Raw genomic sequence first — 25,462 nt, 5'->3', positions numbered from 1 at the left:
CCGCTATCGATCAGGCGATCAGTATTCCCGTGTCTCGAATCAGGAGCCGCGGGAGGCGCACATGCCTGGTCGACAGAGCCGTCGATCCGTGCTCGCCACGATCGCCGCACTTCCCCTGGCAGGCGCGCTCAGTGCCTGCCAGGGAGGTGGCGGAGACACACGATCGGGCGGTACGAGCAGTACCGGCAAGGCCGTAAGCAGCAGGACCGGCAGGAAGACGCGGATCACGTTCTGGTCCGCCCTGCGGGGCAGTCAGGAGGTCGTGGACGCGTTCAACCGCGGGCACGACACTCTTCAGGTCGATTTCCAGCAGGTCCCCTCGGGGGCCCAGGGCGGTTACGCCAAGCTCAGCAACGCGGCCAGGGCCGGCAACGCCCCGGACATCGCGACCATCGAGTACCCGCAGGTCCCGGGCTTCGCGATCGACGGGGTCTGCCGGGACATCACGGACCTGGTGAGCGAAGGGCTGCGGGCCAAGCTGCTGCCGCAGGCGCTGGGGCTGACCACGTTCGAGAAGCGTGTGTTCAGCGTCCCGCTCGACATAGAGCCCATGGTGCTGCACTACCGCACCGACCTCTTCGAGCGGTACGGCCTCACCGTCCCGCGCACCTGGGAGGACTTCGAGGAGGCGGCGAAGTCCGTTCACCGCAGGAGCGGTGAGCGCAGGATGGCGCTCTTCCCCACGGACGGCGACACCCATCTCGCCGCGTTCGCGTGGCAGGCGGGCGCGCAGTGGTTCGACACCTCGGGCGGAGCCTGGAACGTCTCGCTCGCCGACGCGCCGACCCGTCGTGTCTCCGCGTACTGGCAGCGGCTCACCGACCAGGACCTGGTCTTCATGAACGCGGTGGAGAGCCGGCACAGCGATGTCCAGATCGGCAACGGACTGGTACTCAGCAGGCTCAGCGGCGCCTGGGACGCGGGCGCCCAGATGAAGGCACGGCCGGCCCAGAAGGGCCGGTGGGCGCTCGCGCCGCTCCCCCAGTGGGACACGGCCGATCCCGGTGTCGGGACCCACGGCGGCTCGACCTTCGCGGTCACCAAGGACAGCGCGAACCCCGAGGCCGCGATGGAGTTCATCGAGTGGCAGGTCTCGCACCCGGACGCGCTGCGGGCCCGGCTCTCCAGCGGGGCGAGCAGCCAGTACCCGGCCGCGCCCGGCCTGGTCGAGGTGGGCCGCGAGGCGTTCGACCGCGCCTACTACGGCGGGCAGGACATCTACACCCTCTTCGAGCAGGAGGCCCAGAAGATCCGTCCGGGCTGGGTCTGGGGTCCCCGGATGACGGCGACCGGCAAGATCATGAAGGACGGGCTGGCGCGGGCGAGCGGCGGCCAGGGCTCCATCCTCGGAGCCGTCAGGGCGGCCCAGGAGGGCACGATGCCCGACCTCAGGGCGCTCGGCCTCGCCACCACGCAGCGCTCCACATGACCGGCGTCCCGCATCCGTTCCCAGCAGAGAGAGGCAGGTGACAGCATGACCAGCGCCACCCCCGTGTCCGTCGAGGCGGACGCCCCCGCGCGGCCGTCGCCGAAGAGTCCGGCCGCCGCCGCGCCCCCGTCGTCGGGCCGCAGGTCCGCCCGCCGGCGTGAACTCGGCGCCTGCGGTGTCCTGATGACGCCGTTCTTCGTCCTTCTGGTGACCGTCTTCCTGATCCCGGTCGCCACCGCCGTCTACCTGAGCTTCTTCAGCGACGACCAGCCCGGGCTCGGCTTCGGCCCGGAGCGCACGGTGTTCGCGGGGTTCCGCAACTACACCGCCGTGCTGGCCGACCCGACCTTCCTCGGAGGTCTCGGGGTCGTCGCCCTGTACTGCCTGGTCTACATCCCGCTCATGGTGATCGGCGCCCTCGTGCTCGCCCTGCTGCTGGACTCCGGCGTGGTGCGCCTGCGGGGCACCGTCCAGCTCGCGCTGTTCCTGCCGCACGCCGTACCGGGCATCATCGCGGCCCTGATCTGGCTGTATCTGTACACCCCCGGCATCAGCCCGGTCATCGACCTGCTCGGCAAGGCCGATCTGACCATCGACTTCCTCGGGGTGCACATGGTGCTCCCGTCCATCGTGAACATCGCGCTGTGGAGCAACCTCGGCTACAACATGGTCGTGTTCTACGCCGCCCTCCAGGCGGTCCCCCGCGAGGTCGTCGAGGCCTCGGTCGTCGACGGCGCCGGACCGGTCCGCACGGCGCTCCAGGTCAAGGCCCCGCTGGTCCGCTCGTCGATCGTGATGGTCGCGATGTTCACGCTCATCTTCGCGCTCCAGCTCTTCACGGAACCGATGCTGCTCAGCCAGTCGACCCCCATGATCAACTCGCGCTTCTCGCCCAGCATGTACATCTACGACGCCGCCTTCACCCGTAACAACTACGGTCTCGCGGCAGCCGCCTCGGTCATCCTGCTCATCTGCACGATCGCCCTCTCCTACGGCGTCACCCGCTGGACCAACCGCGCCAACGCTGCCGAGGAGGGCGCCCGATGAGCGCGTCGACCGTATCCCGCACCGCCTCGCCCCTGCGGCCCCGGCTCCTCGGACGCTCGGTCGTCAACCTCGTGGTGTTCGTGTCGGTGCTGTACACCCTGCTGCCCGTGCTGTGGCTGGTGCTGGCGTCGGCCAAGAACAGGGACGCCCTGTTCAGCAGCAACTTCCTGTCCCTGACCGACTTCTCCTTCGTGCAGAACATGAAGGACCTGTTCGCCATGGACGGCGGGCTGTACGGACGCTGGTACGGCAACAGCCTCCTGTACGCGGTACTCGGCGCGGCGCTCGGCGCGCTGGTGAGCATCGCGTGCGGCTACGCCTTCGACAAGTACCGCTTCGCGCACAAGGAGAAGCTGTTCGGCCTGGTGCTGGCCGCCGTGATGGTGCCTCAGACGGTGCTCGCCCTGCCCCTCTATCTGATGGCGTCGGGCGCCGGACTGGTCAATACCTTCTGGGCGGTCTTCATCCCTGTCCTGTTCAACCCCTTCGGCGTGTACCTCGGCCGGATCTTCAGCCAGGGATACGTGCCCGACGAGGTGCTGGAGGCGGCGCGGATGGACGGCGCGGGCGAGCTCGCCGCCTACTTCCGCGTGGCGCTGCGGATGCTGGGGCCCGGGCTGGTCACCATCTTCCTCTTCCAGCTCACCGCCATCTGGAACAACTTCTTCCTGCCCATGGTCATGCTGTCCGACCAGGACCTCTATCCCGTCAGCCTCGGCCTCTACTCCTGGAACAGCGCCGCGTCCGTCTCCCCCGAGTACTACCCCGCCGTGATCATGGGCTCGCTGCTCGCGGTGCTGCCCCTGATCCTCGCCTTCGCCATGCTCCAGCGTTTCTGGCGGTCCGGCCTGACGGCGGGCGCCGTCAAGTAGCCGTGCCGCCCCGCCCGGACCACAGCACAGGAGAACCATGCCCAGCACTCCCCCCGCCCACCGTCTGCCGCGCGCCGCGCTCGCCATGAGCGCCGACGCCGCGGCCGCGGTGCTCTCCCCGGACTCCCTGGCAGCGCTGGCCGAGGTGTGCACGCTCGCGCCGCTGCCCCCGATCGACGACTTCACGACTCCGGCCGCCCGTGCCGCGCTCGCGGACACGGAGATCCTGATCACCGGCTGGGGCTGCCCGCCGGTCCACGCGGGTGTCCTGGCCGCCGCACCCGCGCTGCGGGCCGTCGTGCACACGGCGGGCACCGTACGCGGCCATGTCACCGAGGCCTGCTGGGAGCGGGGCATCGAGGTGTCGTCCGCCGCCGCGGCCAACGCGCTCCCGGTCGCGGAGTACACCGTCGCGATGATCCTTCTGTCCGGCAAACGGGTCCTGGAGCGGGCCCGCGACTTCCGTGCCACGCGCCTCCGCGACGCCTGGCTCGCCACCCCGCCCGACGTGGGCAACTACCGCCGTACGGTGGGCATCCTGTCCGCCTCCCTGATCGGCCGGCGGGTGATCGAGCTGCTGCGCCCGTACGACCTGCGGGTGCTGCTCCACGACCCGTACGTCACGGATGCCGAGGCCGACGCGCTCGGGGTCACCCCCGTCACTCTCGCCGGGCTCTTCGCCGAGAGCGACGTGGTCACCGTCCACACACCGCTGCTCCCCGCCACGACGGGGCTGGTCAGCCGTGAACTGCTCACCTCGATGCGGCCCGACGCCGTCCTCGTCAACACCTCCCGGGGCCCGGTCGTCGACCAGGACGCCCTCGTCGACGTGCTGCGCGCGGAGCGCATCCGGGCGGTGCTCGACGTCACCGACCCCGATCCACTGCCGGCGGACCACCCGTTGTGGGACTGCCGCAACGCGACCATCACCCCGCACCTCGCGGGGTCCCAGGGGAACGAACTGCGGCGGCTGGCCGATCTGGCCGTCGGTGAGGTCCGCCGCTGGGCCGAGGGCGGCAGCTTCGCCCATCCCGTACGACGCGAAAGGCTGGCATTCCTCGCATGACCTCCATCCCCTTCCGGCTCCCCGCCGACGACCGCGGGTCGAGCCCCTTCACCGGTTACACCCGGGACCACTGGGAAGCGGCGGCCGACGGACTGCTCCACGCCGCGTGGAAGTGGGCCACCCCCGGCCGGGCCCTGCTCGACCTGCCGGGGCGCCCGTCCCGCTCCGGTGTCCGCTCCGACGGCCTGGAGGGCTACGCCCGGACCTTCCTCACCGCGGCGTTCCGCGTCGCCGGCGCGGAGGGCAAGGACCCCCACAACTGGCTGGAGCGGTACGCCGACGGGCTCGGCGCGGGCACGCGCACGGCGGGGCGGGACGACGCCGAGTCCTGGCCGCTGATCCGTGACCACACGGTCTTCGGCCAGCCGATGGTGGAGTCCGCCTCGGTGGCGATCGGGCTGCGGCTGACCCGCCCCTGGCTGTGGGACCGGCTGGACGCGGACACCCAGGACCGGGCGGAGGAGTGGCTGCGCGGCGCGCTGCGGCACTCCCCCGCGCCCAACAACTGGTACCTCTTCCCCTTCTCCGTCGCCGGTTTCCTGGAGTCGGTCGGCCGGGGCGACGCCGAGACGGCCCGGGCCAGGCAGCGGGCGCTCGACCTGCTGGAGGTCTGGTATCGCGGCGAGGGCTGGTACGCCGACGGGGACGGGCGCGCCTTCGACCACTACAACGGCTGGGCGCTGCACCTGTATCCCGTGCTCGACGCGTATCTGTCGGGCGACGCGGAGCTGTCCGCGCTCTACGGGGCACGGCTGCGCGAACATCTGGAGAGCTTCTCGCTGATGTTCGGGGCGGACGGCGCCCCGATGCACATCGGGCGCTCCCTGACCTACCGGTTCGCGGCGGGCGCGGCGGTCGGGATGGGCGCGGTGTCCGGGCACACCCCGCTGGCGCCGGGCGTCTCGCGCCGGCTGGTCAGCGGCTCCCTGCGCTACTTCCTGGAGCGCGGTTCGGCCGGGGAGGACGGCCTGCTGAGTCTCGGCTGGCACGGTCCGCACGACGCGACGCTCCAGGTGTACTCCGGGCCGTCGTCGCCGTACTGGGCGTCGAAGGCCTTCGTCGCGCTGCTGGCCCCCTCGGAGCATCCGCTGTGGACGGCGACCGAGGAACCCGCCCCGAGCGAGGGCCCCGACCGGGTGCTGGCCGTTCCGTCGCCGGGGCTGCTGGTGCAGTCGACCCGGGCGGACGGCATCGTGAGGCTGCACAACCACGGCAGCGACCATGTCCGGCCCCACGAGGGCGAGACGGCGGACATCTCCGATCCGCTGTACGCGCGCCTCGCGTACTCGACGGCCACCGGCCCGACGTCCGCCGCGAACACCGCGGACAACCACCTCTCGGTGCGGGTCGCGGGCTCCCGCAGCAGCCGGGTCCGCATCCACCCGCTGGGTGCGGGGCACGGCGACGGCTGGGGCTGGGCGGCGTCCTGGCACACCCCGGTCTTCCCCGGGGGCCCGCCGACCTGGCCGGGCCTGCGGGTGGAGAGCGTGACGGTCGTACGGGGCCGGTACGAGCTGCGGGTGCACCGCGTCCTGGGCGCCCCCGCCGGTGCCCGGGCCGAGGAGACGGGCTGGGCGACGGAGCCCGGGGGCCCGGTGCGTTCCACGCTGCACGGGCTGCACGGCTGGGCGGAGCAGGAGGAGGTACGGGCTCCGCAGGGCACGGCGTTCACACGGTGGGCGGTGCTGCCCCGGCTGGGCGCGGAGGTGGAGGGTACCGAGGTGCTGGTGGCGCTGGCCTCGCTCACCGGTGAGCCGGAGGCCGGGCCGCTCGCCGATGCCGTGAGCGCGGTGGACGTGGCCGGGGAGACGGTCGCGGTGCGCTGGGCCGACGACGGCTCGACGACCCGCGTCGGTTTCACGCCACTGGAGGTCACCCACGGCTGACGTCAGGCCGCCGGCGCGTCGTGCTCACGCGCCGGCGGCAACGCCGGAATTCGAACGGAGGGTATCGCTCGCCTTAACGGCGAACTGCGGAACCGATAATGCGGCACGACCTCCTTCGAATTGATCGGGAAAGGCACCAAAATAATCGTCGGAGATCGCGAACCGCCGTTAGTCTGAGGCCGCTTCGCCACGTGGCGCAGCAGCTCCCGGGGGGGTGCACATGGGTCCGGAGACGGCTTCGCCATGCGAGGAGAACGTTCGCCGGCGCACGGAGGAATTCCGTCGCGGCCCGGTGTGTCGCCGCCTCCGGAATTCTTCCGACGATTCGTGAGGATGACCCGTGCGACGCATCACATCCGTATTCCTGTCCCTGAGCGCTCTGCTCGCCACCTCCGCGCTGGCCGCGCCCATGGCCGGAGCGGCGCCGGCAAACGCCGGGCCGGCCGCGGCCCCCAGTGGCTGGGAAGCGGTGGACGGCACCGAACTGGCCCGTATCGCGGGGCAGGCCGAGACCCCGAAGGCCACCACGCGTGACAGCGTCCCGGCCGCCGCCGAGGAGCCCGAGCTCCTGGCCCTGCAGTCGGCCCGCAACGGCCGGTTCACCGCGACCGAGGTCAACTACGCGGCACCCAACACCGGTGCGCTGCGGGCCCGTTCCACCGAGGTCGGCGGCTCCTGGGAGGGCTTCGCCTTCGAGTGGGACGAGACCTCCGCGACGTACGCCCTGAGATCCCTCGCGAACAACCAGTACGTCGCGGTGGAGAAGAACTACACCGGCAGCGCGCAGAACCTCCTGCGCGCGCGTTCCGCGAGTGTCGGCGGCTGGGAGCGCTTCTACCTGTACTACAACGAGGACCTGGACCGCTACGCGCTCCAGTCCACGTTGAACGGGCTCTTCGTCGCGATGGAGAACAGCTACACCGGGTCGCTCCAGTACGCGCTGCGCGCCCGTTCGACCGCGATCACCGGTTCGTGGGAGGAGTTCACCCTCTACGGCATCGGCGCCTGACCGGTTCCCCAGCCCCGCACCACGGTCGCCGCGGGGGCCGCCGAGCGCCGCGCCGGGGCCAAGGGCCGGCCCGTACTCCCAGCGCCTGCCGGGGAGTACGGGCCGGCCCTCAGCTCCGTACGGCGAGAAGGTGCCGCCAGCGGGGTTGCTCGGCGATCAGGCTGGCCGAGGCCAGCAGCGTCGCGGCGACGGCCGCCCATGTCGGCCACGCCGCCCAGGAGAAGACGACGGCCGCGGCCAGATGCAGCAGCACCAGGCCGATGGTCACGGCTCCTGGGACGGGCACGAGGATCTTCTCCCTCTCCATCCCGTTGTCACCCGGAGTGACGAAAACGGTCAGCGCGCCGAGCAGCAGGATCACCGACACCACGGCGAGCAGCACGGAGTACGGAGCGAGAGCCCAGGGCGTGGCGACCCAGGCGACGAGCATGCTGAAGAAACGCAGCGGGTCCGCCAGACGTATCACGCGCCGACTGTCCCACAACGGACGTCTGTTCGAGGGTGATTCGGCATCAGAGGGTCCCGGATACGACACATGCCGTATCAGTCGGCCCTCAGACGTCGGTGCGGATCACCACCGCGAGGGTCCGGGGGCCGTGGACGCCCTCCACCCGTTCCAGCTCGATGTCGGACGTGGCCGAGGGACCGCTGATCAGGGTCGTCGGCCGTTCCGGTACCAGCCGGGTGACCGCTTCCGGGACACCGGCCACGACCGAGGACAGGTCGACGACGCAGACATGCAGGTCGGGCACGAGGGACAGGGCGCGCCTGCCCTGGTCGGGCGATCCGTCCAGGAAGATCGTGCCGGTCTCCGCGCAGCTGACGGCGGAGGCGGTCACCACGCCGTCCAGGGTGTCGAGGCCGGCCGCGGGGATGTCCGCCGAGTCCCGCTGGACCTCGCCGTCGTAGGAGCCGAGCCACTGTTCGTCCAGCCCGGCGGGCACTCCGATCCGCCGGGCGCCGTGCTCGCGCAGCACCTCGGCGACCACGTCGGCCGTACGGTCCGCCGTGCAGGGGTGGACCTGTGCCTTGTAGTCGACGAGGCGGTCGGTCAGGAGCGTGAGGCGCTCGTCGTCGGGAAGGGTGCGGCCGGTGCGGTAGGCGCGGGGGATCTCGGCGTCGGGGGTGGGCGCGAGGGCCAGGGCGTCCCTGATCCGGCCGAGCACCGTGTCGCGTGCGGTGGGGGTGGTCACTGGTCCTCCTCGAGGGTTTCGGCCGTACGGCGTGTGCCTTCTTCGGCCGCTGCCCGCATGGTCTGAGCGCCTTCGGCCGATGCAAGCCAGGAGCGGAAGGACTGCTTGGGCGGTGCGGCGGTGTCCCGGCTGTCGCTCCAGCCGCTGAACGGGGCGGGCAGACGCGCGATGGTGCCGTCGCGTCCGCCGACGACCCTGCCGAGGGACGCGGCCTTCTGCGCGGCGGTGAAGAGCCCGGGCTGCTTCATCACCGAGGCGGCGGCCTTCATGGCCAGCTTCTCGACGGTGGTTCCGGACTGTTCGGTGTGCTGGTGGCGCAGTTCGACGAGCATGGAGGGGATGTCGATCTTGACAGGGCAGGCGTCGAAGCACGCGCCGCAGAGGCTGGAGGCGTACGGCAGCGAGCTGTTGGGGTCGTTCTTCGCCGCGTGCATCCCGGCGAGCTGCGGGGTGAGCACCGCGCCGATCGGCCCGGGGTAGGTCGATCCGTAGGCGTGGCCCCCCGCGCGTTCGTACACGGGGCAGACGTTGAGACAGGCCGAGCAGCGGATGCAGTTGAGGGCCTCGCGTCCGATCGTGTCGGCGAGCGCGGCGGTGCGGCCGTTGTCGAGGAGGACCAGGTGGAAGTCCTGGGGCCCGTCGCCCGGGGTGACTCCCGTCCACATCGAGGTGTACGGGTTCATCCGCTCGCCCGTGGAGGAGCGCGGCAGCAGCTGGAGGAAGACCTCGAGGTCCTGGAAGCGCGGCAGGACCTTCTCGATGCCCATGACGGTGATGAGGGTGTCGGGCAGCGTCAGGCACATGCGGCCGTTGCCCTCCGACTCGACCACGGCGAGGGTGCCGGTCTCGGCGATGCCGAAGTTGGCGCCGGAGACCGCCACCTTGGTCGTCATGAACTTCTCGCGCAGATAGGCGCGGGCCGCGGCGGCGAGGTGTGCGGGCACGTTGTCGAGGTCCGGGTCGATGCCGGGGATCTCGTCGAGGAAGATCTGCCGGATCTCGTCGCGGTTGCGGTGGATGGCGGGCACCAGGATGTGCGAGGGCTTGTCGTCGGCGAGCTGCACGATGAGCTCGGCGAGGTCGGTCTCGTACGGGGTGATGCCGGCCGCTTCGAGGTGCTCGTTGAGGCCGATCTCCTGGGTGGCCATCGACTTGACCTTGATGACGTCGCGGCTGCCGGTCGCACGGATCAGCCGGGTGACGATCTCGTTGGCCTCGACGCCGTCGCGGGCCCAGTGGACGGTGCCGCCGCGCTCGGTGACCTTCCGCTCCAGCTGCTCCAGGAGTTCGGGCAGCCGGTTCATGGTGTCGGTCTTGACAGCCGATCCGGCGTCGCGCAGCTGCTCCCAGTCGGGGAGTTCGCCGGTGACGTTGAGGCGCTTGGTGCGGATGGTGCGGGTGGCCCTGCCGAGGTTGCGGCGCAGCTGCTCGTTGCGGAGTTCGTCGTGGGCCGCCTCCGGGAACTTCCGGTCGCCGCGCAGGTTTCCCGTGCCGTAGGGGGAGCGGGGCGGGGCTGCGGGCATGCCGAGGAACGTGCTCATCGGGCGGCCTCCATCGGGGCGTACGGCGCGGTACGGGTGGATCCGAGGATCTGGGCGAGGTGCAGCGTGCGCGTGCCGGACCTGATCCGGGAGAGCCCGCCGCCGATGTGCATCAGGCAGGAGGAGTCCCCCGCGGTGCACACATCGGCCTTGGTGTCCGCGATGTTGCGCATCTTGTCCTGGAGCATCGCGGTGGAGGTCTCGGCGTTCTTCACGGCGAAGGTGCCGCCGAAGCCGCAGCAGGAGTCGGCCTCGGGGAGCTCGACGAGGTCGATGTCCTCGACGGCACGCAGCAGCTTCAGCGGTTTGTCGCCGACCCGGAGCATGCGCAGGGAGTGGCAGGTGGGGTGGTAGGTGACGCGGTGCGGGAACCAGGCGCCGACCCGGGTGACGCCGAGGACGTCGACGAGGAACTCGGAGAGCTCGTACGTCTTGGCCTTGACCGTGGCGACACCGGCGCGCAGCGAGGCGTCCCCGTACCGCTCGGCGACGATCTCGTGCTGGTGGCGGACGGAGCCCGCGCACGATCCGGACGGCATGACGACCGCGTCGATCGAGGAGTCCCCGAACTGCTGGGCGAAGTTGCGCACCAGTGGGACGGGTTCGCGCTGGTAGCCGGTGTTGACGTGCATCTGCCCGCAGCAGGTCTGGCCCGGCGGGAACACCACGTCGTGGCCCAGGCGGGCGAGCAGCACCGCCGTGGATTTCACCGCCTCCGGGAAGAGCGTGTCTCCCAGACAGGTGGCGAAGAGTCCGATGCGCATGGGGCCTCCCCGGATCGATTTATGGTCCGACCATACTAGCCTCGGTCCGCTTGGGGAAGCATGTGGTCGTTCACGATGGCCGACGGGGCCGTCGTTGCCGCCCGTGCGGCCGATGTACGGCGCGTCGGCGTGGTGAGCACGGCGAGGCAGCCGACGACCAGGCCGATTCCGGCCCACCCGAGGAGGGGCAGGCGCTCACCGACGACCAGAACGGCGAGCACGGCCGCGACGGCGGGTTCCAACAGCGAGAGGGCGGTGGCCGTGCTCGCCGGGACATGGGCCAGGCCCCAGCCGAAGAGGACGTAGCCGGCGAACATCGGCACCAGGGCCATGTAGACACCGACGGCCGCGTTGGACCAGGAGTGCAGGAGCGGCGCTCCGGTGGCCAGCAGCACGGGCAGGAGCAGCAGGCCGCCCAGCCCGAAGACGGCACCCATGGCCGCGCCGGAGCTGACGCCCCGGCTGATCAGGCGGTGAGCCGCCCAGGAGTACAGGGCGTAGGTGAGACCGGCGACCAGCCCCAGCCCCACCCCCAGCACGGTCGCCCCGGCGGAGCGGGCCCCGGCACCGGTGTGCGCCCCTGCGGCCTCGGCGGCGCACAGCAGGACCGTCCCGGTCAGACCGAGCGCGGCGCCCGCCGTCCAGCGGGGCGTCAGGCGGCGGCCGTCGACGACGCGCTCGATCAGCGCGGACGCGAGCGGGGCCGAACCGATCGAGACCACGGTGCCCACGGCGACCCCGGCCAGCCGCATCGAGGAGTAGAACGCCAGCGGATAGGCGCCCACCGCCAGCGCGCCGAGGAATACCACGCCACGCCGCGCGCGCAGCGCGGGCCGCTCCTCCGCCATACGGGGAGCGGCCACGAGGGCTTGGAGCAGTCCGCCCAGCCCCATGGCGGCGGCGCCGATGGCGAGGGGCCCGACGGCAGGGGCGAAGGTCGCGGCCGTACCCGTGGTCCCCCAGAGCACCGACGCCATGAGCACGCACAGCGAGCCCATGCCCACCGAGCCGGCGGCGCGTGCGGCGGGCCGCGTCACAGCCGGTCCAGCAGGCCGGCCGCCATGGTCCGCGCATGCCGGAGACGCGTGTCGCCACCCTCCAGCCCGGCGCGCGCCATGGCTCCCTCCAGGAGGAAGGCCAGATGCTCCGCCGTGGCGCGGGCCTCCTCGGGCCGGCCGGGGAGGAGGTCCTCGAGGTGCCCGGCCAGCAGGGACTCGACCTCCTCCTTGTGCCGGCGCACGACGGCGCGTCCCTCATGGCCGACGGGGAGTTCGGCGGCGGCGTTCAGGAGTCCGCACCCCCGGAATCCGTGCGCGTAGGCGAAGCCGGCGTGGTCCTCGTACGCGTCGAAGACGGCCAGCACCCCGTCCCGGCCGTCCCGGGCCGCCGCCATCCGGCGCCGGTACAGGTCCAGCCACTCCTCGTGCCGGGCATCGAGGTAGGCCAGCACGAGGTCGGCCTTGGAGTCGAAGTTGTTGTACAGGCTCATCTTCGCCACGCCCGCCTCGGCGGTGATCGCGTCGATCCCTGTTGCCGACACACCGTCGGCATAGAAGCGGCGCGCCGCGGCGGCGAGGAGCCGGGTGCGCGCGGTTCCCCGCCTCCCCGCGGGCGTGGGGGTCTCGGTCATCGGGGGCCTCCCTCTACTAGGTAGGTCAGTCTACCTAGTAGGGCGGGAGGAGCCCCCAGGGGCATGGACGCGCGAAGCGCCCCGCCTCCGGCCCGTTGGACCGGAGGCGGGGCGCTTCGCGGGTACTACCGCGCGGTCACGGCGCTTCCTTGTCGTCGACCAGCGCGCCGTGGAGGCCCCTGATGTGCTTCTCGACCAGGTCCGCGGCCTCGGCCCCGCGCCCGTCACGCACCAGCCGCAGGAGCTGTTCGTGCTGCGCGTTGAGGGCGCCGGACGTCGCCGGCCAGTCGTCCACCTCTTCGAGCGCCCGCAGGATCAGCGGGCGGACGGACTCGCGTACGGCCGAAGTGAGCGTGGAGGTCAGGGCGTTGCCCGAGCTGCCGGCGATCAGGACATGGAAGCGGGTGTCGAGGTCGTTGAACTCGGCCACGTCCACGTCCGGCTCACCCATCCGCCGGACGAGCTCCCCCGCCTCGTCGAGATCCTCGGGGGACGCGTGCCGGGCCGCGGCCTCCCAGCTCGACCGCTCCAGGACGACACGTGCCTCCAGGACGTCGTGCAGGCTGTAGCTGCCGAGCGCGAAGTGCAGGCGCAGCAGCCGGCCGAGCGCGTCGTCCGGGTTGCGCACGATCCGCGCCCCGGAGTCCGGGCCCCGGCCGGGCTGGGCCACCAGGACCCCGATGGTCTCCAGCACCCGGAGCGCCTCACGCAGCGCGGAACGGCTCACGCCGAGCACCGGCGCTAGCTCCCGCTCGGGCGGGAGGCGGTCGCCCGCCTTGAGCTCTCCGGCGAAGACCTGTTCCTCGATGCTCTGGAGCACGAGCTCATGGGTCCTGGACTGCCGTACGGGTTGCCACTCGACGGGCATCCGCTACTCCCTGGTCCGGGCGATACGCATGGACCGACTATGTCACACAGGAGGTGTGGTCGGACCAAAGCCCGGCAGGGCTCAGCGGGGGCGGGGCACCCTGCCGCGCGGCCTGGCGCGCTGCGGGTCGAAGAGCTGCCCCGCCATCCCCGCCACCACGAGGCCCGCGGCGATGAGCAGACCGTGGCCTACGACGATCCCTGCCACCAGGGCGACGATTCCGACGGTGAGCCAGAGCCAGACCAGGCCGCGGCGCGATCCGCGCGGGGCCTCCCGCTCCGGGGTGCCGGGGCCGTGGTGGCCGAGCCGGTCCTCGATGCCGCGCAGCCTCTCGTCGTAGTGGGGCATGGTGACTCCCTCCCGGATTCTGAGCCCGTCGGGCCGGACTCCCTCGCCTTCGGGATCCGTGTCGCCTTCGGAATCCGTCGGGCCGGAGTCCATCGTCGGCGAGGGCACCCCCCGGGGACCATCGGGGATGACACCCATCTTCCGGGGGGTCCGCCATGCAGACGCACCCACGCGGACCGGGCAGGACCGTGCGCCGCCGCCGACCGGCGATAGTGGAGGCAGTCGCCCGTCCGCGTACCCGTCCGAAGGAGGCCGTGCGGTCTTGTCCCTGTTCTGGCGCATCTTCCTGCTCAACGCCGCCGTCCTGGTGGCGGCCGGGGCCCTGCTGCTGCTCGGCCCGATCACCGTGTCCGCGCCGGTGGTGCTGACCGAGGCCCTGATCCTGGCCGGCGGGATCACGCTGATGCTCGGCGCGAACGCGCTGCTCCTGCGGCTGGGCCTCGCCCCGCTCCAGCGGGTGACCCGCGCGATGACGACCATCGATCTGCTGAGCCCCGGACCCCGCCCCGAGGTCGCCGGGCAGGGCGAGGTGGCGGCTCTGATCGAGACGTTCAACAGCATGCTCGACCGGCTGGAGGCGGAGCGCGCGACCAGCAGCGCCCGGGCTCTGTGGGCTCAGGAAGCCGAGCGGAAGCGGGTCGCGCAGGAGCTGCACGACGAGGTGGGCCAGACGCTGACGGCGGTGCTGCTCGAACTGAAGCGGGTCACCAACCACGCCCCGGAGCCGCTGCGCGAGGAGCTGGGCCATGTCCAGGAGATCACCCGGGGCAGCCTGGACGAGATCCGGCGGATCGCCCGGCGGCTGCGCCCGGGGGTGCTGGAGGAGCTGGGGCTGGTCAGCGCGCTGACGGCCCTGACCACCGAGACGCCCACGCCCAAGGGCCTGACGGTCAGGCGGCAGATGGAGAAGGACCTTCCGGAAATCGGCGAGGAGGCCGAGCTCGTCGTCTACCGCATCGCCCAGGAGGCCTTCACCAACACGGTCCGGCACTCACGGGCCACACTGCTCGAACTCTCCCTGCGCCGCTGCCCCGGCGGGGTCCGGCTGCGCATCCGTGACGACGGCCGGGGCATCGGGGACGCCCCCGAGGGCGCGGGTCTGCGCGGCATGCGTGAACGCGCCCTGCTCATCGGCGCCGCACTCACCCTCGGCACGGGTGCGGCGGGCGGCACGGACGTACGACTCGATGTGCCCGTACGGAACGGAGGCGCCTGACCATGTCCCACTCCCCCACCGGCCCCGCGAAGACCCGCATCCTGCTCGCCGACGATCACGCCCTGGTACGCAGGGGCGTACGGCTGATCCTGGACGGCGAGCCCGATCTCCAGGTCGTCGCCGAGGCGGGCGACGGCGCCGAGGCGATCGAGATGGCCCGCGCGGAGCGGCCCGACCTCGCCGTGCTCGACATCGCCATGCCACGCCTGACGGGCCTGCAGGCGGCCAGGGAGCTGTCCCGGGTCATGCCGGAGCTGCGCATCCTCATGCTCACGATGTACGACAACGAGCAGTACTTCTTCGAGGCGCTGAAGGCCGGCGCCTCCGGTTTCGTGCTGAAGTCCGTGGCGGACCGGGACCTCGTCGAGGCGTGCAGGGCGGCCATGCGGGACGAGCCCTTCCTCTATCCGGGCGCGGTCACCGCGCTGATCCGGAACTATCTCGACCGGGTCAGGGACGGCGGCGACGTACCGGACAGGGCGATCACCGAGCGCGAGGAGGAGATCCTCAAGCTGGTGGCCGAGGGCCACTCGTCGAAGGAGATCGCGGGGCTGCTGGTCATCAGCGTCAAGACCGTGGAGCGGCACCGGGCGAACCTGCTGCAGAAGCTGGGACTCCGAGACCGCCTGGAGCTCACCCGGTACGCGATCAGGGCGGGGCTGATCGAACCGTAGCCCGGCCCGGAAGCGGGTCCCGGCCCTCTCCGGGGCCGTGCCGGGACCCCCGGCCCCCTCCGCCCGAGCCCTACAGCGCCTCGGTCATGCTCCGGGCGACCGCCGTGAGCACCTCGGCGGCCGGCTCGACCTGGGACCGCGGCAGCCGGAGCGTCGGCGCGGACACCGTGAGGGCGGCGACGGCCCGCCCGCCCGGTTCGTGCACCGCGGCGCCGACGGCCGTGATCCCGCGCTCGGTGTCCTCGCGGTTGACCGCGTAACCGGCTCTCCGCACCCCCGCCAGGAAGCGGTGCAGGGCGGCGAGGTCCGCGTGTCCCTCGGGCGGGCCGGAGGGATAGACGTCGGCGAGCTCCTGCGCGGAGAGGCCCGCCAGGAGCACCTTTCCGCCCGAGGCGAGGTGCGCGGGCAGCGAGGCACCGGCGCGGGTGCTCACGCGCAGGGCGTGGACGCCCTCGACGCTGTGCAGGAAGCGGGCCTGCGTGCCGCTGCGCACCACCAGATGGACGGTCTCGCCGAGCTCCTCGTTGAGCCGGAGCATGTACGGGCGGGCGGTCTCGATCAGCTCGTAGTCGGTGCGCTGGGACATCCCGAGGCGGTAGAGCGCGGGTCCCGGCCGGTACGCCTTGTCCTCGCCCTGGACGGCGAAGCCCCGGTTGCGCAGCGTCGTGAGCAGCCGGTGCGCGGTGGAGCGGGCGACGCCCAGGGAGTCCGCGGCGTCGCTGAGCCGCAGCCTGCCCTCCTGACGCAGGGTGAGCAGCAGGCTGAGCGCGTTGTCGACCGATTCGAGGCTTCCGGGGGCGGGACTTCCGTTCGCTGAATTCTTCACAGCGGAATTCTAGAACATTGTTGCTTCACTCTGCGGAAACCGGGCCGTAACGTCCCGACCAGCAACGCATCGAGGAGGTGCCGGGAGATGACCGCAGAGATCGATCCTCAACTCGCCCAGCTCTACAAGGACTTCGAAGCCCACGGGCTGCTTCCGCTGTGGACCCAGCGCGAGGATCTGATGCCGGCCACGCCGCAGCCGGCCGCCGTGCCGTACCGCTGGCGCTGGAAGGAGATCTACGACCTGGCCGTGCGCGCCGGGGATCTGGTGCCGGTGGGGCGGGGCGGCGAGCGCCGGGCCATCTCCCTCGCCAACCCGGGCCTGCCGGGTCTGCCGCACGCCACGCCGACCCTCTGGGCCGCCGTGCAGTACCTCGGCCCTAACGAGGTCGCGCCCGTCCACCGGCACGCGCAGAACGCGTTCCGCTTCGTCCTGGAGGGCGACGGCGTCTGGACCGTGGTGAACGGCGACTCGGTCGCCATGCGCCGCGGCGACCTGCTGCTGACACCGGGCTGGGCCTGGCACGGCCACCACAACCCGACCGACCGGCCGATGGCCTGGCTGGACGGCCTGGACATCCCGCTGTCCTCCGCGCTCGACACCGAGTTCTTCCAGTTCGGCCCGGCCACCCTGGACGACCGCTCCACGCCCGAGCGTTCGCGCGCCGAGCGGCTGTGGGGGCAGCCCGGTCTGCGCCCGGTCTCCGCGCTCACGGATCTGCCCAAGTCCCCGCTGGCGGCGTACCGCTGGGAGCACACCGACGCCGCCCTGACCGCCCAGCTGGAGCTGGAGGACGAGGGTCACGAGGGGGTGGCCTCCCCCGGCCACGCCGCGATCCGCTTCACCAACCCGACCACCGGTGACGACGCCCTGCCGACGATCCGCACCGAGATGCACCGCATCCGCGCCGGGGCCGTCGTGCCGGAGTCCCGCGAGTCCGCCAGCTCGGTCTGGCAGGTCTTCGAGGGCGACGGTGTGTTCCTGCTGAACGGCGAGCGGCTGGAGGTCGGCCGCGGTGACGTGGTCACCGTCCCGTCGTGGACCGAGGTCCGCATCGAGGCACGCGGCGAGCTGGACCTGTTCCGCTTCGGCGACCACCCGGTGATGGAACGCCTGCACCTGTATCTGACCGACCGCACCAACCCCGCCACCACCGAAGGACCCCTCCGATGAAGCTCGCCACCATCCGCACCGGCGACGGCACCGCCGCCGTCCGCATCGACGGCGACACCGCCACCGAGACCGGCCACCCGGACCTCGGCGCCCTGCTCGCCGACCCGGCCTGGCGCGAGATCGCGCGGAACGCCTCCGGCGCCACGCACCGCACGGCCGGGCTCGACTACGCGCCGGTCGTCCCCCGGCCCGGCAAGGTGGTCTGCGTAGGCCTCAACTACCGCAACCACATCCTGGAGATGGGCCGTGATCTCCCCGAGTACCCGACCCTCTTCGCGAAGTACCCCGAGGCGCTGATCGGCGCGAACGACGACATCGTGCTCCCCGCGGCCTCCGACGCGATCGACTGGGAGGCCGAGCTCGCCGTCGTCGTCGGCGCCACCGTGCGCCACGCCGACGAGGAGACGGCGAAGGCAGCCGTCGCCGGGTACGCCGTGCTCAACGACGTGACCGCGCGCGACTGGCAGTACCGCACCACCCAGTGGCACCAGGGCAAGACCTTCGAGGCCACCACTCCCTTCGGCCCGTTCCTCGTCACCCCCGACGAGGCCGACGCGCTCGCCGGCCTCGACCTGGAGGGCGAGGTGGACGGCGAGAGCGTCCAGAAGGCCTCCACCGCCGACCTGGTCTTCGACCCGGTCGAGCTGATCGCGTACGTCTCCACCATGTTCACGCTGAACCCCGGCGACGTGATCGCCACCGGCACCCCCGGCGGAGTGGGCCACGCCCGCAAGCCGCAGCGCTATCTGACGGACGGCCAGGTGCTCACCACGCGCATCTCCGGTCTCGGCGAGAGCCGCAACGTGGCCCGCGAGGAGAAGTCCGTTGGCTGAGGTCGGCTTCGCCCGCACCCTGACCTGGGTGCGGGACGGTTCGGAACTGCTGCACGGCGCGGTCGCCGCCCTGGGCGCGGCGGACGTCCACGGGGCGTCCCCACTGCCCGGCTGGACCCGCGGCCACGTGCTGACGCACCTGGCGCGCAACGCCGACGCCCTGGTCAACCTGCTCACCTGGGCGCGTACGGGCATCGAGACCCCCATGTACGCGGACCCCTCGACCCGCCTCGACGACATCGAGCGGGGTGCGGAGCGCACCGCCGGCGCGATCCTCGGCGATGTACGGGACGCCGACGCCCGGCTCATGGCGGCGATCGACGCCCTGCCCGCCGACGCCTGGCAGGTCACGGTGCGCAGTGCTCTCGGGCGTACGGTCCCGGCCTCCGAGATCCCCTGGATGCGCACCCGCGAGCTGTGGATCCACACCGTCGACCTCGGCACGGACGCGGTCCCGGACTTCGACCGCTTCCCGGCGGACCTGGTCGACGCCCTGATCGAGGACGCGTCGGCGACCGTCGGCCGCAAGGAGGGATGCCCCTCGGTCCGGCTGGCGCCCGGCGACCGCGACCGTACCTGGTCCTTCGGCCCGCCGGACGGCACGGCGATCGAGGTGGGCGCACCCGCGTCCGCGCTGTGCGCGTGGCTCCTGGGCCGCACCACACCCTCCGCGCGAGCGGTCGCCGCGTCCACCACGGCCGTGCTTCCCGCCTGGCTCTGAACCACACCGTCCCACCGCGCCCACCCGCGCAGCACGAAGGAGTACGCACATGAGTACGGCCGAGGAGTCCCTTCTGGTCATCGGTGGCGGCATCGGCGGCCTCGCCACCGCGCTCGCCGCCGCCCGTTCGGGGCGCACCGTCAAGGTCCTGGAGAAGGCCCCGGCCTTCACCGAGATCGGCGCCGGCCTCCAGATGGCCCCGAACGCCACGCGCCTGCTGGACCGGCTCGGCGTCCTGGACAAGGTCGTCGCCGCCGGGGTGCTCCCGGAGCACCTGGTGTTCCGCAACGCGGTCACCGGTGCGGAGCTGACCCGGGTGCGGCTGGACAGCGAGGAGTTCCGCCGCCGGATGGGCGGTCCGTACGTCGTCGTCCACCGCAGCGATCTGCTGGACATCCTGCTGGAGGCCGCCCGCGAGGCCGGTGTCGAGCTGGTGAACAACGCCTGCGCCCAGGAGATCGAGGAACTCCCCTCCTCGGTACGGGTGGTGTGCCAGGACGGCACCGTCCACACCGGGTCCGCCGTCATCGCCTGCGACGGGCTGCACTCGCGCGCCCGGGCGCTGTTCGCGGACGACGAGCCGGTCCAGTCCGGCTATGTGGCCTACCGCGGCACCCTCCCGATCGAGGAGGTCGAGGGCGGCGAGTCGCTGCGCGACGTCGTGGTCTGGATGGGCCCGGGTCTGCACCTGGTGCAGTACCCGCTGCGCTCGGGGCGCCTCTACAACCAGGTGGCGGTCTTCCGCAGCCCCGGCTTCGCCACGGGTGAGGAGGGCTGGGGCGGTCCGCACGAGCTGGACGGCGTGTTCACCGCGGCCTGCGAGCAGGTCCGCCGCGCGCTGCCCGGCCTCGGCCGGGAGCGCTGGTGGCCGATGGCCGACCGCGCGCCGATCGGGACCTGGACGAAGGGCCGGCTCGCCCTGCTGGGCGATGCCGCGCACCCGATGCTCCAGTACCTCGCGCAGGGGGCCTGCCAGGCCCTGGAGGACGCGGTGACCCTGGCCGACGCGCTCGACGAGCAGGTCCCGGCCTGTGCGGCCCCGGCCGACTGGGCCGCCGCGCTGGAGACGTACGCCGGACGCCGGACGGAGCGCACGGCCCGCGTGCAGACCACCGCGCGGGTGTGGGGCGAGATGTGGCACGTCGACGGCGTGGCCGCGGTCCTCCGCGACGAGGTGTTCCGCAAGCGCGCCCCGGAGGACCTGAGTCCTGCCGAGTGGCTGTGGGACGGGGCTTCGGAGACACCCTCCGCCTCGGCGCTCTGAGGCTCCCGTCCGTGCCCGTGCCCCCTGGCGAGGGGGCACGGGCACATGCCGTTTCCGGGACGGAACGGACACGTCCGCGTGCGTCATGACGTACCGGTGTGCGGCGGGGCGGGCACATCCGCCTGGGACGTGACTACGACCACGCTGTGCGTTTCATACGTTTCTCACCCAGTGCGCCTACGGTGCTCCTGTGACCCAGATGACCCCGCCCGGCTGGCATCCAGACCCCGGGCACTCAGGAATCGGCCCCGCCCAGGAACGCTGGTGGGACGGGAGCCACTGGACCGACCAGCTCCGGATATCTCCCGCGACGGTCAGGCGTCGTCGCATACGCATCGGTGCGGGCATCGCCGCCGGTGTCGTCCTGCTCGCGGCCGTCGGCGGCGGCGCGTACATGCTGGGGGACAGTTCCGACGACCACCCCGGCACCTCGGCCGACGCCCCCTCAGGCCGTTCCGGCCCCTCCGACGGCCCCCGCCTCCCGGGCGGCCAGGACGGTGGACAGGACGGCGGCCAGGACGGCGGCGGGCAGGGGCAGACCCCCGACCAGCAGCTTCCGCAGGCCGAGGACGGCTACGCCACCGACGCGGCCAGCGGGATCAGCATCCCCGTGCCCGACGGCTGGACCGGGCAGTCGCAGCCGATCGGTGCCGGGCTGACGACCGGCGAGTACGCCTGCCCCGGCGACGAGAGCCAGACGTGCGTGCGCGGCGGAGTGTTCTCCGCGCCGGCGCAGGCCCTGGAGATCGAGGCCACCACGGCGAAGGCCGCGGCCGAGGCCGACATCAAGGCCAACGCCGAGGATTCGTACGGCGAGAAGGTCTACGGCGGGATCACCTCGCACGACGAGCTCAAGTCCGAAGCGGTCACCGTGGCGGGCCAGAAGGGCTACCGGGTGCGCTGGAAGGTGGTGACGAAGAACGGCGACGACGGCTACGTCGAGTCGCTCGCCTTCCCCTCCCCCAACTCAAAGGACATGCTGGTCGTCATCCGCTCCGGTTTCGACGTCAACGACAAGGCGCCGAAGCTGTCGGTGCTGGACGACATCACCAAGGGCATCAAGAAGGCATCGGTGGACGGCTCGGGCCGGACCGCCTGAGCCGGTCCCACGACACCTCCGGGGGCTGTACCGGACCGCTCCCGGTCCGGTACAGCCCCCGGGCGGCGGCAGCATCGCGGAACTTCGCATCGGCCCGGCCGTACGGTCAGCCGTGCCGTGCGCCGCGCTGAAGTCGGTAGGTCCAGCCCCGTGGGACCGGATTGCCCTCGTCGAGGAGCAGTGCCTCGTACGCGTCGCAGTGCAACCGGAACGCGGCGTCCTCCGCGGCCACGAGGTCGATCCTGTACGGGCCCACGATGTACGCCGGGCGGGGCTCGTCGCCGCTCCGGTCCCACTCCAGCCGGTGGTTGTACTTCTCGGACAACGCGTCATCCGGCCGCCGGGCCCTGGGAGTACGCACATCAGGCTGCTGCAGCCTGCCGACGCCCATGGCGTACTCGTCGAAGTGCTCGATGACGTCCCGCGCCTCCTTTCCGCCCGGCACAGCCAGGTCGAACGCGGCGAGTCCGTCGTCCAGCAGCGCCCGTGCCGCGTCGGACCTGAGATGCCGCCGGGTCATCTCGACCCCGCGAAGAACCTGCCTGAGCGCCATGACCGTGTACGGCGCGTCGAGGATCGCGCGCTCCGGGTCGTCCTCGTGGAGCATCCTGTGCACGTCGAGCGCCACCTTCCGGTGCGCCATCCAGGCCGACGAGTGGCCGATGTTCGCGCCATGCTCGGTCGGCCGCCACGGTCCGTCGGCCCCACTCATGTCCGTACTCCTAGCGTGTGTGAACAGAACCGATCAGGTTATGCGCCGGCGATGCCTACGAGGTGTTTTTTACGCGTGCTCCCAGGCCGGGCCCGTAGTCTGCGGGCCAGGCCGGGCCCGTAGGGGCCCCAACGCCCCTGGCCTTCAGGGCGTTTCGACCGGGGCTGCCGGGTCCTGAGCACTCAGATCCGCAGCGCGGTTCCGTGGACTCCGTACGTGTCCATCAGCGCGAGTTCCGTCTCCGTGAGCGGCGGGAAGTCCAGTGCCCGCAGGTTGTGGTCCAGTTGCCAGGTCGAGCTCGCTCCGATCAGGGCACTGGTGACCTGTGGCAGCCGCAGGACCCACTGCAGGGCGAGCTGGGCCAGTGACTGGCCGCGCTCCCTGGCCAGTTCGTCGAGCGCCGTCGCCCGCTCCCGGTAGGTGTCGTCGATGACGTCCGGCGACAGGAAGGCGCTGTTGCGGGCCCGCGCGGTCTCGGGGACGGTACCGGTGAGGTACTTGTCGGTGAGCAGGCCCTGGGCCAGAGGGCTGTAGACGACGAGGCCGAAGCCGTCCTGGTCCGCCAGCTCGATCAGCCCGTCGTGTTCCGGGCGCCGGTCGAAGAGGGAGTAGCGCGGCTGGTGGACGAGCAGGGGCACCCCCGCCTCGCGCAACAGGACGGCGGCCTCGTGGGCGCGTTCGACGGGGTAGTTGGAGATCCCCGCGTACAGCGCCTTCCCCGAGGTGACCGCGCTCGCCAGCGCACCGACCGTCTCCTCCAGCGGGGTGGAGGGATCGGGGCTGTGGCTGTAGAAGATGTCGACGTAGTCGGTCTCGAGGTCACGCAGGCTGTGGTCGAGCGAGGTCAGCAGTGACTTGCGGGAGCCGCCGCGCTGGTAGGGGCCGGGGCCGATCGGGTTGCCGGCCTTGGTCGACAGGATCAGTTCGTCCCGGTGGGGGGCGAGATCCCTGCGCAGGACCTGGCCGAAGAACTTCTCGGCGGCGCGGTGCGGCGGCCCGTAGCGGTTGGCGTTGTCGAAGTGCGTGATCCCCAGGTCGAAGGCGTGCAGCACGATGTCGCGCTGCGTCTCGTAGGGGTAGTCGGTGCCGAACTTCTGCCACAGGCCGAAGGAGAAGGCGGGCAGGACGAGTCCGGACGTCCCGGCACGACGATAGGCCAGTGTGGTGTCGTACCGGTCGGCTGCTGCCCGGTACGTTCCTTCCGGTGTGGCAATGGCTGACATATGGCTTTTCCATTCCTGGTCGTGAGCGAGGGAGCGAGGTCGAGCGAATTCGTCTGGGTGTAATAAAAGTTATGTAGCCGCGCGACTTCCGCGATGTATCTTCATGAGGTGCTCCAGGGAAGGGGAAGAATAATGTGCCCAGCTTCTGCCGGGAACGTCGTAATTTCAGCGCGCGAGCTCGATTCCGCACTTCGCGAAGATGTGCCGGTCATTGTCCTGGAGGTGGGAAGAGAGACGGGGGAAGGCCATGGTCCCCGGCTTTCCTACGCGGAAGGACACATACCCGGTGCTCATTACGTGGCGTTCGAAAAGGATCTCGTCGGACGGCCCACCGGAACCACCGGCAACGGGCCGCTCCCCGAGGTGAGTGACCTCCAGGACCGGCTGCGCGCCTGGGGTGTGGACGACGACAGCACCGTCGTCGTCCACACCCGGCAGAACCCCGCCGTGGCCACTCGCGCGTGGTGGGTCCTGCGCTGGGCCGGTGTGGCGGACGTGCGCTGTCTGGACGGCGGCTTCGCGGCCTGGCAGGCGCTCGGCGGGCCGCTCGACGCCGACGTTCCCACGCCCGCCGCGGGGACGGCCGTGGTGCGGCCCGGCTCGCTTCCGGTCCTGACCGCCGAGGACGCCGGACGGCTGGCGGCCTCGGGCCACCTGATCGACGCGCGTGGCCCGCAGGCGTACGCCGGTGATCCGCAGCGGACGGGGACCGGCCACATCCCGGGCGCGCACAGCGTTCCCGGGTCGGACAACTTCTCCGCCGGGGCACTGCGCGATGCCACGGAGTTGAGGGCTCTTTACGCCCCCCACCTGGACGGACTCACGATCGGTGTGTACTGCGGCGGCGGGGTGTCGGCGACGACGACCGTGCTGGCCCTCGCCTCCCTGGGCGTCGAGGCGGCTCTCTACCCCGGCTCCTGGTCGGCATGGATCACCGACCCCGCGCGGCCGGCGGTGACCGGAAACCAGCCGGGCGCGCATCCGGCCACGGCGCGGTGACGCCGGGGGCCGGGGGGAAGGCAGTACCCCCGGCCCCCGGCACGCCCGGCGTCTCACCCCCGGTCGACCACACCGGGGCCGCCCGAGAGGTCGCCGGTGAACAGGCCCCGCAGTTCGGCCTCTTCACCGGCCGACGGGATCCACCGGGAGGCCCGGACGTTCTCGTCGAGCTGCTCCGGCACGGTGACCCCGGCGATCACGCTGGTGACCGTCGGCTGGGCGAGCAGCCAGCCGAGCGCCGCCGCACTCGGGGTGATGTCCCGGTCCCGTGCGAACCGCTCGAACTTCGCCAGGGCCTCCCAGGGCGCCGAATGCAGCAGATAGCGTTTCAGATTGGTTATCTTGGCGTTTTCAGGGGCACGGTCCGCCGAATACTTTCCGGTGAGCAGTCCGTTCTGCAGAGGGAAGTACGGGATGAACCCGAGACCGTGGTGGGCGAGTGCCGGAATCAGTTCCTCCTCCGGCTTGCGCCACAGAAGACTGTATTCGTCGGTCGACGACACGAATGGCGTGAGTCCCTGGGCGCGGGCCGTGTGGTGTGCGTCGGTAATCTGCCAGGCCTTGAAATTGGATGCGCCGACGTAGCGCACTTTCCCGGATTTCACGAGAATGTCGAGCGCCGACAGGGTTTCCTCGACCGGGGTGAAGGGGTCCGGAAAGTGGATCTGGTAGAGGTCGATGTAGTCGGTACGCAGCCGGCGCAGCGACTCCTCCACCGCGGCGAGGATGTACGTGCGGGATCCGGGCCGGCTGTAGGCGGCGCCGCGCTCCCGGCTCAGGTTCAGGCCGAACTTGGTGCCGATGACGACCTGTTCACGGCGTGTGCCGAGTGCGGCGGCGAACAGTTCCTCGCTCTGTCCGGGCCGGTCGCCGTAGCCCTCGGCGAGGTCGAAGTACGTGACGCCGAGTTCGAGCGCGCGGTCGACGATCGCGGTGACCGCCTCCTGGCCGGCCGCGCGCATGCCCGACCGGCCGAAGGTGCTGGCGCCGATGCCGATCTCCGACAGGACCAGGCCGGACGAGCCGAGCCTCCGGTGTCCTTCGGGGAGTTGTGTCGCAGGGGGCACGG

Annotated in this window: 26 protein-coding genes; 14 read left to right on the top strand and 12 right to left on the bottom strand. The window is 71.6% G+C overall.

Features of this window, described 5'->3' with window-relative positions:
- Window positions 1-61 precede the first annotated feature (61 nt).
- From AMK10_RS19825 to AMK10_RS19800, 6 genes are all read left to right on the top strand, one after another.
- The gene (locus tag AMK10_RS19825; RefSeq protein ID WP_073749128.1) at window positions 62-1,429 is read left to right on the top strand and encodes an ABC transporter substrate-binding protein; all 1,368 of its coding nucleotides are present in this window, start codon (window positions 62-64) and stop codon (window positions 1,427-1,429) included.
- 45 nt (window positions 1,430-1,474) lie between these two features.
- The gene (locus tag AMK10_RS19820; RefSeq protein ID WP_073749127.1) at window positions 1,475-2,476 is read left to right on the top strand and encodes a carbohydrate ABC transporter permease; all 1,002 of its coding nucleotides are present in this window, start codon (window positions 1,475-1,477) and stop codon (window positions 2,474-2,476) included.
- The gene (locus AMK10_RS19815) at window positions 2,473-3,348 is read left to right on the top strand and encodes a carbohydrate ABC transporter permease (RefSeq protein WP_073749126.1); all 876 of its coding nucleotides are present in this window, start codon (window positions 2,473-2,475) and stop codon (window positions 3,346-3,348) included. Before AMK10_RS19820 ends, AMK10_RS19815 begins: the two co-directional genes overlap by 4 nt.
- A gap of 37 nt (window positions 3,349-3,385) precedes the next feature.
- The gene (locus AMK10_RS19810) at window positions 3,386-4,414 is read left to right on the top strand and encodes a hydroxyacid dehydrogenase (RefSeq protein ID WP_073749125.1); all 1,029 of its coding nucleotides are present in this window, start codon (window positions 3,386-3,388) and stop codon (window positions 4,412-4,414) included.
- Complete coding sequence (locus tag AMK10_RS19805) at window positions 4,411-6,300, top strand: DUF2264 domain-containing protein (RefSeq protein ID WP_073749124.1); 1,890 nt, start codon at window positions 4,411-4,413, stop codon at window positions 6,298-6,300. Before AMK10_RS19810 ends, AMK10_RS19805 begins: the two co-directional genes overlap by 4 nt.
- A gap of 349 nt (window positions 6,301-6,649) precedes the next feature.
- Window positions 6,650-7,309 carry a fascin domain-containing protein gene (locus AMK10_RS19800; RefSeq protein WP_073749361.1) on the top strand — a complete coding sequence of 220 codons (660 nt, stop codon included), beginning with the start codon at window positions 6,650-6,652 and terminating at the stop codon, window positions 7,307-7,309.
- A 109-nt stretch (window positions 7,310-7,418) separates the two neighbouring features.
- Here AMK10_RS19800 and AMK10_RS19795 read toward each other — a convergent pair whose 3' ends face one another.
- The 8 genes from AMK10_RS19795 to AMK10_RS19760 all read right to left on the bottom strand — a co-directional run bounded on the left by AMK10_RS19795 (window position 7,419) and on the right by AMK10_RS19760 (window position 13,653).
- Entirely contained in the window at window positions 7,419-7,775 is a 357-nt protein-coding gene (locus AMK10_RS19795) for a hypothetical protein (RefSeq protein WP_241839590.1), read from the bottom strand.
- Between the two features lie 88 nt (window positions 7,776-7,863).
- Complete coding sequence (locus tag AMK10_RS19790; RefSeq protein ID WP_073749122.1) at window positions 7,864-8,502, bottom strand: LutC/YkgG family protein; 639 nt, start codon at window positions 8,500-8,502, stop codon at window positions 7,864-7,866.
- The gene (locus AMK10_RS19785; RefSeq protein ID WP_073749121.1) at window positions 8,499-10,043 is read right to left on the bottom strand and encodes a LutB/LldF family L-lactate oxidation iron-sulfur protein; all 1,545 of its coding nucleotides are present in this window, start codon (window positions 10,041-10,043) and stop codon (window positions 8,499-8,501) included. The genes AMK10_RS19790 and AMK10_RS19785 overlap by 4 nt, the downstream gene beginning before the upstream one ends.
- On the bottom strand, window positions 10,040-10,807 hold the full coding sequence (locus tag AMK10_RS19780) for a (Fe-S)-binding protein (RefSeq protein ID WP_073749120.1): 768 nt from the start codon (window positions 10,805-10,807) through the stop codon (window positions 10,040-10,042). The genes AMK10_RS19785 and AMK10_RS19780 overlap by 4 nt, the downstream gene beginning before the upstream one ends.
- A gap of 35 nt (window positions 10,808-10,842) precedes the next feature.
- Window positions 10,843-11,844, bottom strand: a complete 1,002-nt coding sequence (locus AMK10_RS19775; RefSeq protein WP_073749119.1) for a DMT family transporter — start codon at window positions 11,842-11,844, stop codon at window positions 10,843-10,845.
- Window positions 11,841-12,437, bottom strand: a complete 597-nt coding sequence (locus AMK10_RS19770; protein WP_073749118.1) for a TetR/AcrR family transcriptional regulator — start codon at window positions 12,435-12,437, stop codon at window positions 11,841-11,843. Before AMK10_RS19770 ends, AMK10_RS19775 begins: the two co-directional genes overlap by 4 nt.
- 136 nt (window positions 12,438-12,573) lie before the next feature.
- Window positions 12,574-13,305: a FadR/GntR family transcriptional regulator gene (locus AMK10_RS19765; protein WP_073749117.1), complete on the bottom strand. Its 732-nt coding sequence runs from the start codon at window positions 13,303-13,305 to the stop codon at window positions 12,574-12,576.
- 81 nt (window positions 13,306-13,386) lie between these two features.
- Window positions 13,387-13,653 (bottom strand): hypothetical protein, encoded by a 267-nt coding sequence (locus AMK10_RS19760; protein ID WP_073749360.1) that lies wholly within the window; start codon window positions 13,651-13,653, stop codon window positions 13,387-13,389.
- A 262-nt stretch (window positions 13,654-13,915) separates the two neighbouring features.
- Between AMK10_RS19760 and AMK10_RS19755 the strand changes: the two genes are divergently transcribed.
- Both AMK10_RS19755 and AMK10_RS19750 read left to right on the top strand, forming a co-directional pair.
- On the top strand, window positions 13,916-14,869 hold the full coding sequence (locus tag AMK10_RS19755) for a HAMP domain-containing sensor histidine kinase (RefSeq protein WP_073749116.1): 954 nt from the start codon (window positions 13,916-13,918) through the stop codon (window positions 14,867-14,869).
- 2 nt (window positions 14,870-14,871) lie between these two features.
- Entirely contained in the window at window positions 14,872-15,543 is a 672-nt protein-coding gene (locus AMK10_RS19750) for a response regulator (RefSeq protein WP_073749115.1), read from the top strand.
- Window positions 15,544-15,613: 70 nt separating this feature from the next.
- On the opposite strand, the gene AMK10_RS19745 is transcribed toward AMK10_RS19750, so the two are convergent.
- Window positions 15,614-16,369, bottom strand: a complete 756-nt coding sequence (locus AMK10_RS19745; RefSeq protein ID WP_073749114.1) for an IclR family transcriptional regulator — start codon at window positions 16,367-16,369, stop codon at window positions 15,614-15,616.
- A gap of 87 nt (window positions 16,370-16,456) precedes the next feature.
- On the opposite strand from AMK10_RS19745, the gene AMK10_RS19740 reads away from it, so the two are divergent.
- The 5 genes from AMK10_RS19740 (at window position 16,457) to AMK10_RS19720 (ending at window position 21,459) form a co-directional block, all read left to right on the top strand.
- On the top strand, window positions 16,457-17,542 hold the full coding sequence (locus AMK10_RS19740; protein WP_073749113.1) for a cupin domain-containing protein: 1,086 nt from the start codon (window positions 16,457-16,459) through the stop codon (window positions 17,540-17,542).
- On the top strand, window positions 17,539-18,375 hold the full coding sequence (locus AMK10_RS19735; RefSeq protein WP_073749112.1) for a fumarylacetoacetate hydrolase family protein: 837 nt from the start codon (window positions 17,539-17,541) through the stop codon (window positions 18,373-18,375). Before AMK10_RS19740 ends, AMK10_RS19735 begins: the two co-directional genes overlap by 4 nt.
- Complete coding sequence (locus AMK10_RS19730; RefSeq protein WP_073749111.1) at window positions 18,368-19,096, top strand: maleylpyruvate isomerase family mycothiol-dependent enzyme; 729 nt, start codon at window positions 18,368-18,370, stop codon at window positions 19,094-19,096. The genes AMK10_RS19735 and AMK10_RS19730 overlap by 8 nt, the downstream gene beginning before the upstream one ends.
- A 49-nt stretch (window positions 19,097-19,145) precedes the next feature.
- Window positions 19,146-20,360, top strand: coding sequence for an FAD-dependent oxidoreductase (locus tag AMK10_RS19725; protein ID WP_073749110.1), 1,215 nt, complete (start codon window positions 19,146-19,148; stop codon window positions 20,358-20,360).
- A gap of 190 nt (window positions 20,361-20,550) precedes the next feature.
- On the top strand, window positions 20,551-21,459 hold the full coding sequence (locus tag AMK10_RS19720) for a DUF2510 domain-containing protein (RefSeq protein WP_241839589.1): 909 nt from the start codon (window positions 20,551-20,553) through the stop codon (window positions 21,457-21,459).
- Between the two features lie 106 nt (window positions 21,460-21,565).
- Here AMK10_RS19720 and AMK10_RS19715 read toward each other — a convergent pair whose 3' ends face one another.
- Both AMK10_RS19715 and AMK10_RS19710 read right to left on the bottom strand, forming a co-directional pair.
- Complete coding sequence (locus tag AMK10_RS19715; RefSeq protein ID WP_073749109.1) at window positions 21,566-22,171, bottom strand: hypothetical protein; 606 nt, start codon at window positions 22,169-22,171, stop codon at window positions 21,566-21,568.
- A gap of 182 nt (window positions 22,172-22,353) precedes the next feature.
- A complete protein-coding gene (locus AMK10_RS19710) occupies window positions 22,354-23,394 on the bottom strand; it encodes an aldo/keto reductase (RefSeq protein WP_073749108.1) in 1,041 nt (346 codons plus the stop codon).
- Window positions 23,395-23,487: 93 nt separating this feature from the next.
- On the opposite strand from AMK10_RS19710, the gene AMK10_RS19705 reads away from it, so the two are divergent.
- On the top strand, window positions 23,488-24,393 hold the full coding sequence (locus AMK10_RS19705) for a sulfurtransferase (protein ID WP_338014655.1): 906 nt from the start codon (window positions 23,488-23,490) through the stop codon (window positions 24,391-24,393).
- 53 nt (window positions 24,394-24,446) lie between these two features.
- Here AMK10_RS19705 and AMK10_RS19700 read toward each other — a convergent pair whose 3' ends face one another.
- Window positions 24,447-25,460 (bottom strand): aldo/keto reductase, encoded by a 1,014-nt coding sequence (locus AMK10_RS19700; protein WP_073749106.1) that lies wholly within the window; start codon window positions 25,458-25,460, stop codon window positions 24,447-24,449.
- Window positions 25,461-25,462: the final 2 nt, after the last annotated feature.

It is taken from the genome of Streptomyces sp. CB02058 (assembly GCF_001905505.1).
Lineage (GTDB): Bacteria > Actinomycetota > Actinomycetes > Streptomycetales > Streptomycetaceae > Streptomyces.
Note: the sequence above shows the minus strand (reverse complement) of the source record. Positions and strands in the feature narration are given on the sequence as shown.

What these genes read in the sequence shown, in the direction of transcription:
- AMK10_RS19770 (WP_073749118.1), bottom strand. Translation starts at nt 12,437, where the DNA reads ATGACCGAGACCCCCACGCCCGCGGGGAGGCGGGGAACCGCGCGCACC.
- AMK10_RS19815 (WP_073749126.1), top strand. Translation starts at nt 2,473, where the DNA reads ATGAGCGCGTCGACCGTATCCCGCACCGCCTCGCCCCTGCGGCCCCGG.
- AMK10_RS19780 (WP_073749120.1), bottom strand. Translation starts at nt 10,807, where the DNA reads ATGCGCATCGGACTCTTCGCCACCTGTCTGGGAGACACGCTCTTCCCG.
- AMK10_RS19715 (WP_073749109.1), bottom strand. Translation starts at nt 22,171, where the DNA reads ATGAGTGGGGCCGACGGACCGTGGCGGCCGACCGAGCATGGCGCGAAC.
- AMK10_RS19735 (WP_073749112.1), top strand. Translation starts at nt 17,539, where the DNA reads ATGAAGCTCGCCACCATCCGCACCGGCGACGGCACCGCCGCCGTCCGC.
- AMK10_RS19740 (WP_073749113.1), top strand. Translation starts at nt 16,457, where the DNA reads ATGACCGCAGAGATCGATCCTCAACTCGCCCAGCTCTACAAGGACTTC.
- AMK10_RS19805 (WP_073749124.1), top strand. Translation starts at nt 4,411, where the DNA reads ATGACCTCCATCCCCTTCCGGCTCCCCGCCGACGACCGCGGGTCGAGC.
- AMK10_RS19750 (WP_073749115.1), top strand. Translation starts at nt 14,872, where the DNA reads ATGTCCCACTCCCCCACCGGCCCCGCGAAGACCCGCATCCTGCTCGCC.
- AMK10_RS19810 (WP_073749125.1), top strand. Translation starts at nt 3,386, where the DNA reads ATGCCCAGCACTCCCCCCGCCCACCGTCTGCCGCGCGCCGCGCTCGCC.
- AMK10_RS19785 (WP_073749121.1), bottom strand. Translation starts at nt 10,043, where the DNA reads ATGAGCACGTTCCTCGGCATGCCCGCAGCCCCGCCCCGCTCCCCCTAC.
- AMK10_RS19725 (WP_073749110.1), top strand. Translation starts at nt 19,146, where the DNA reads ATGAGTACGGCCGAGGAGTCCCTTCTGGTCATCGGTGGCGGCATCGGC.
- AMK10_RS19825 (WP_073749128.1), top strand. Translation starts at nt 62, where the DNA reads ATGCCTGGTCGACAGAGCCGTCGATCCGTGCTCGCCACGATCGCCGCA.
- AMK10_RS19705 (WP_338014655.1), top strand. Translation starts at nt 23,488, where the DNA reads ATGTATCTTCATGAGGTGCTCCAGGGAAGGGGAAGAATAATGTGCCCA.
- AMK10_RS19765 (WP_073749117.1), bottom strand. Translation starts at nt 13,305, where the DNA reads ATGCCCGTCGAGTGGCAACCCGTACGGCAGTCCAGGACCCATGAGCTC.
- AMK10_RS19710 (WP_073749108.1), bottom strand. Translation starts at nt 23,394, where the DNA reads ATGTCAGCCATTGCCACACCGGAAGGAACGTACCGGGCAGCAGCCGAC.
- AMK10_RS19760 (WP_073749360.1), bottom strand. Translation starts at nt 13,653, where the DNA reads ATGCCCCACTACGACGAGAGGCTGCGCGGCATCGAGGACCGGCTCGGC.
- AMK10_RS19820 (WP_073749127.1), top strand. Translation starts at nt 1,475, where the DNA reads ATGACCAGCGCCACCCCCGTGTCCGTCGAGGCGGACGCCCCCGCGCGG.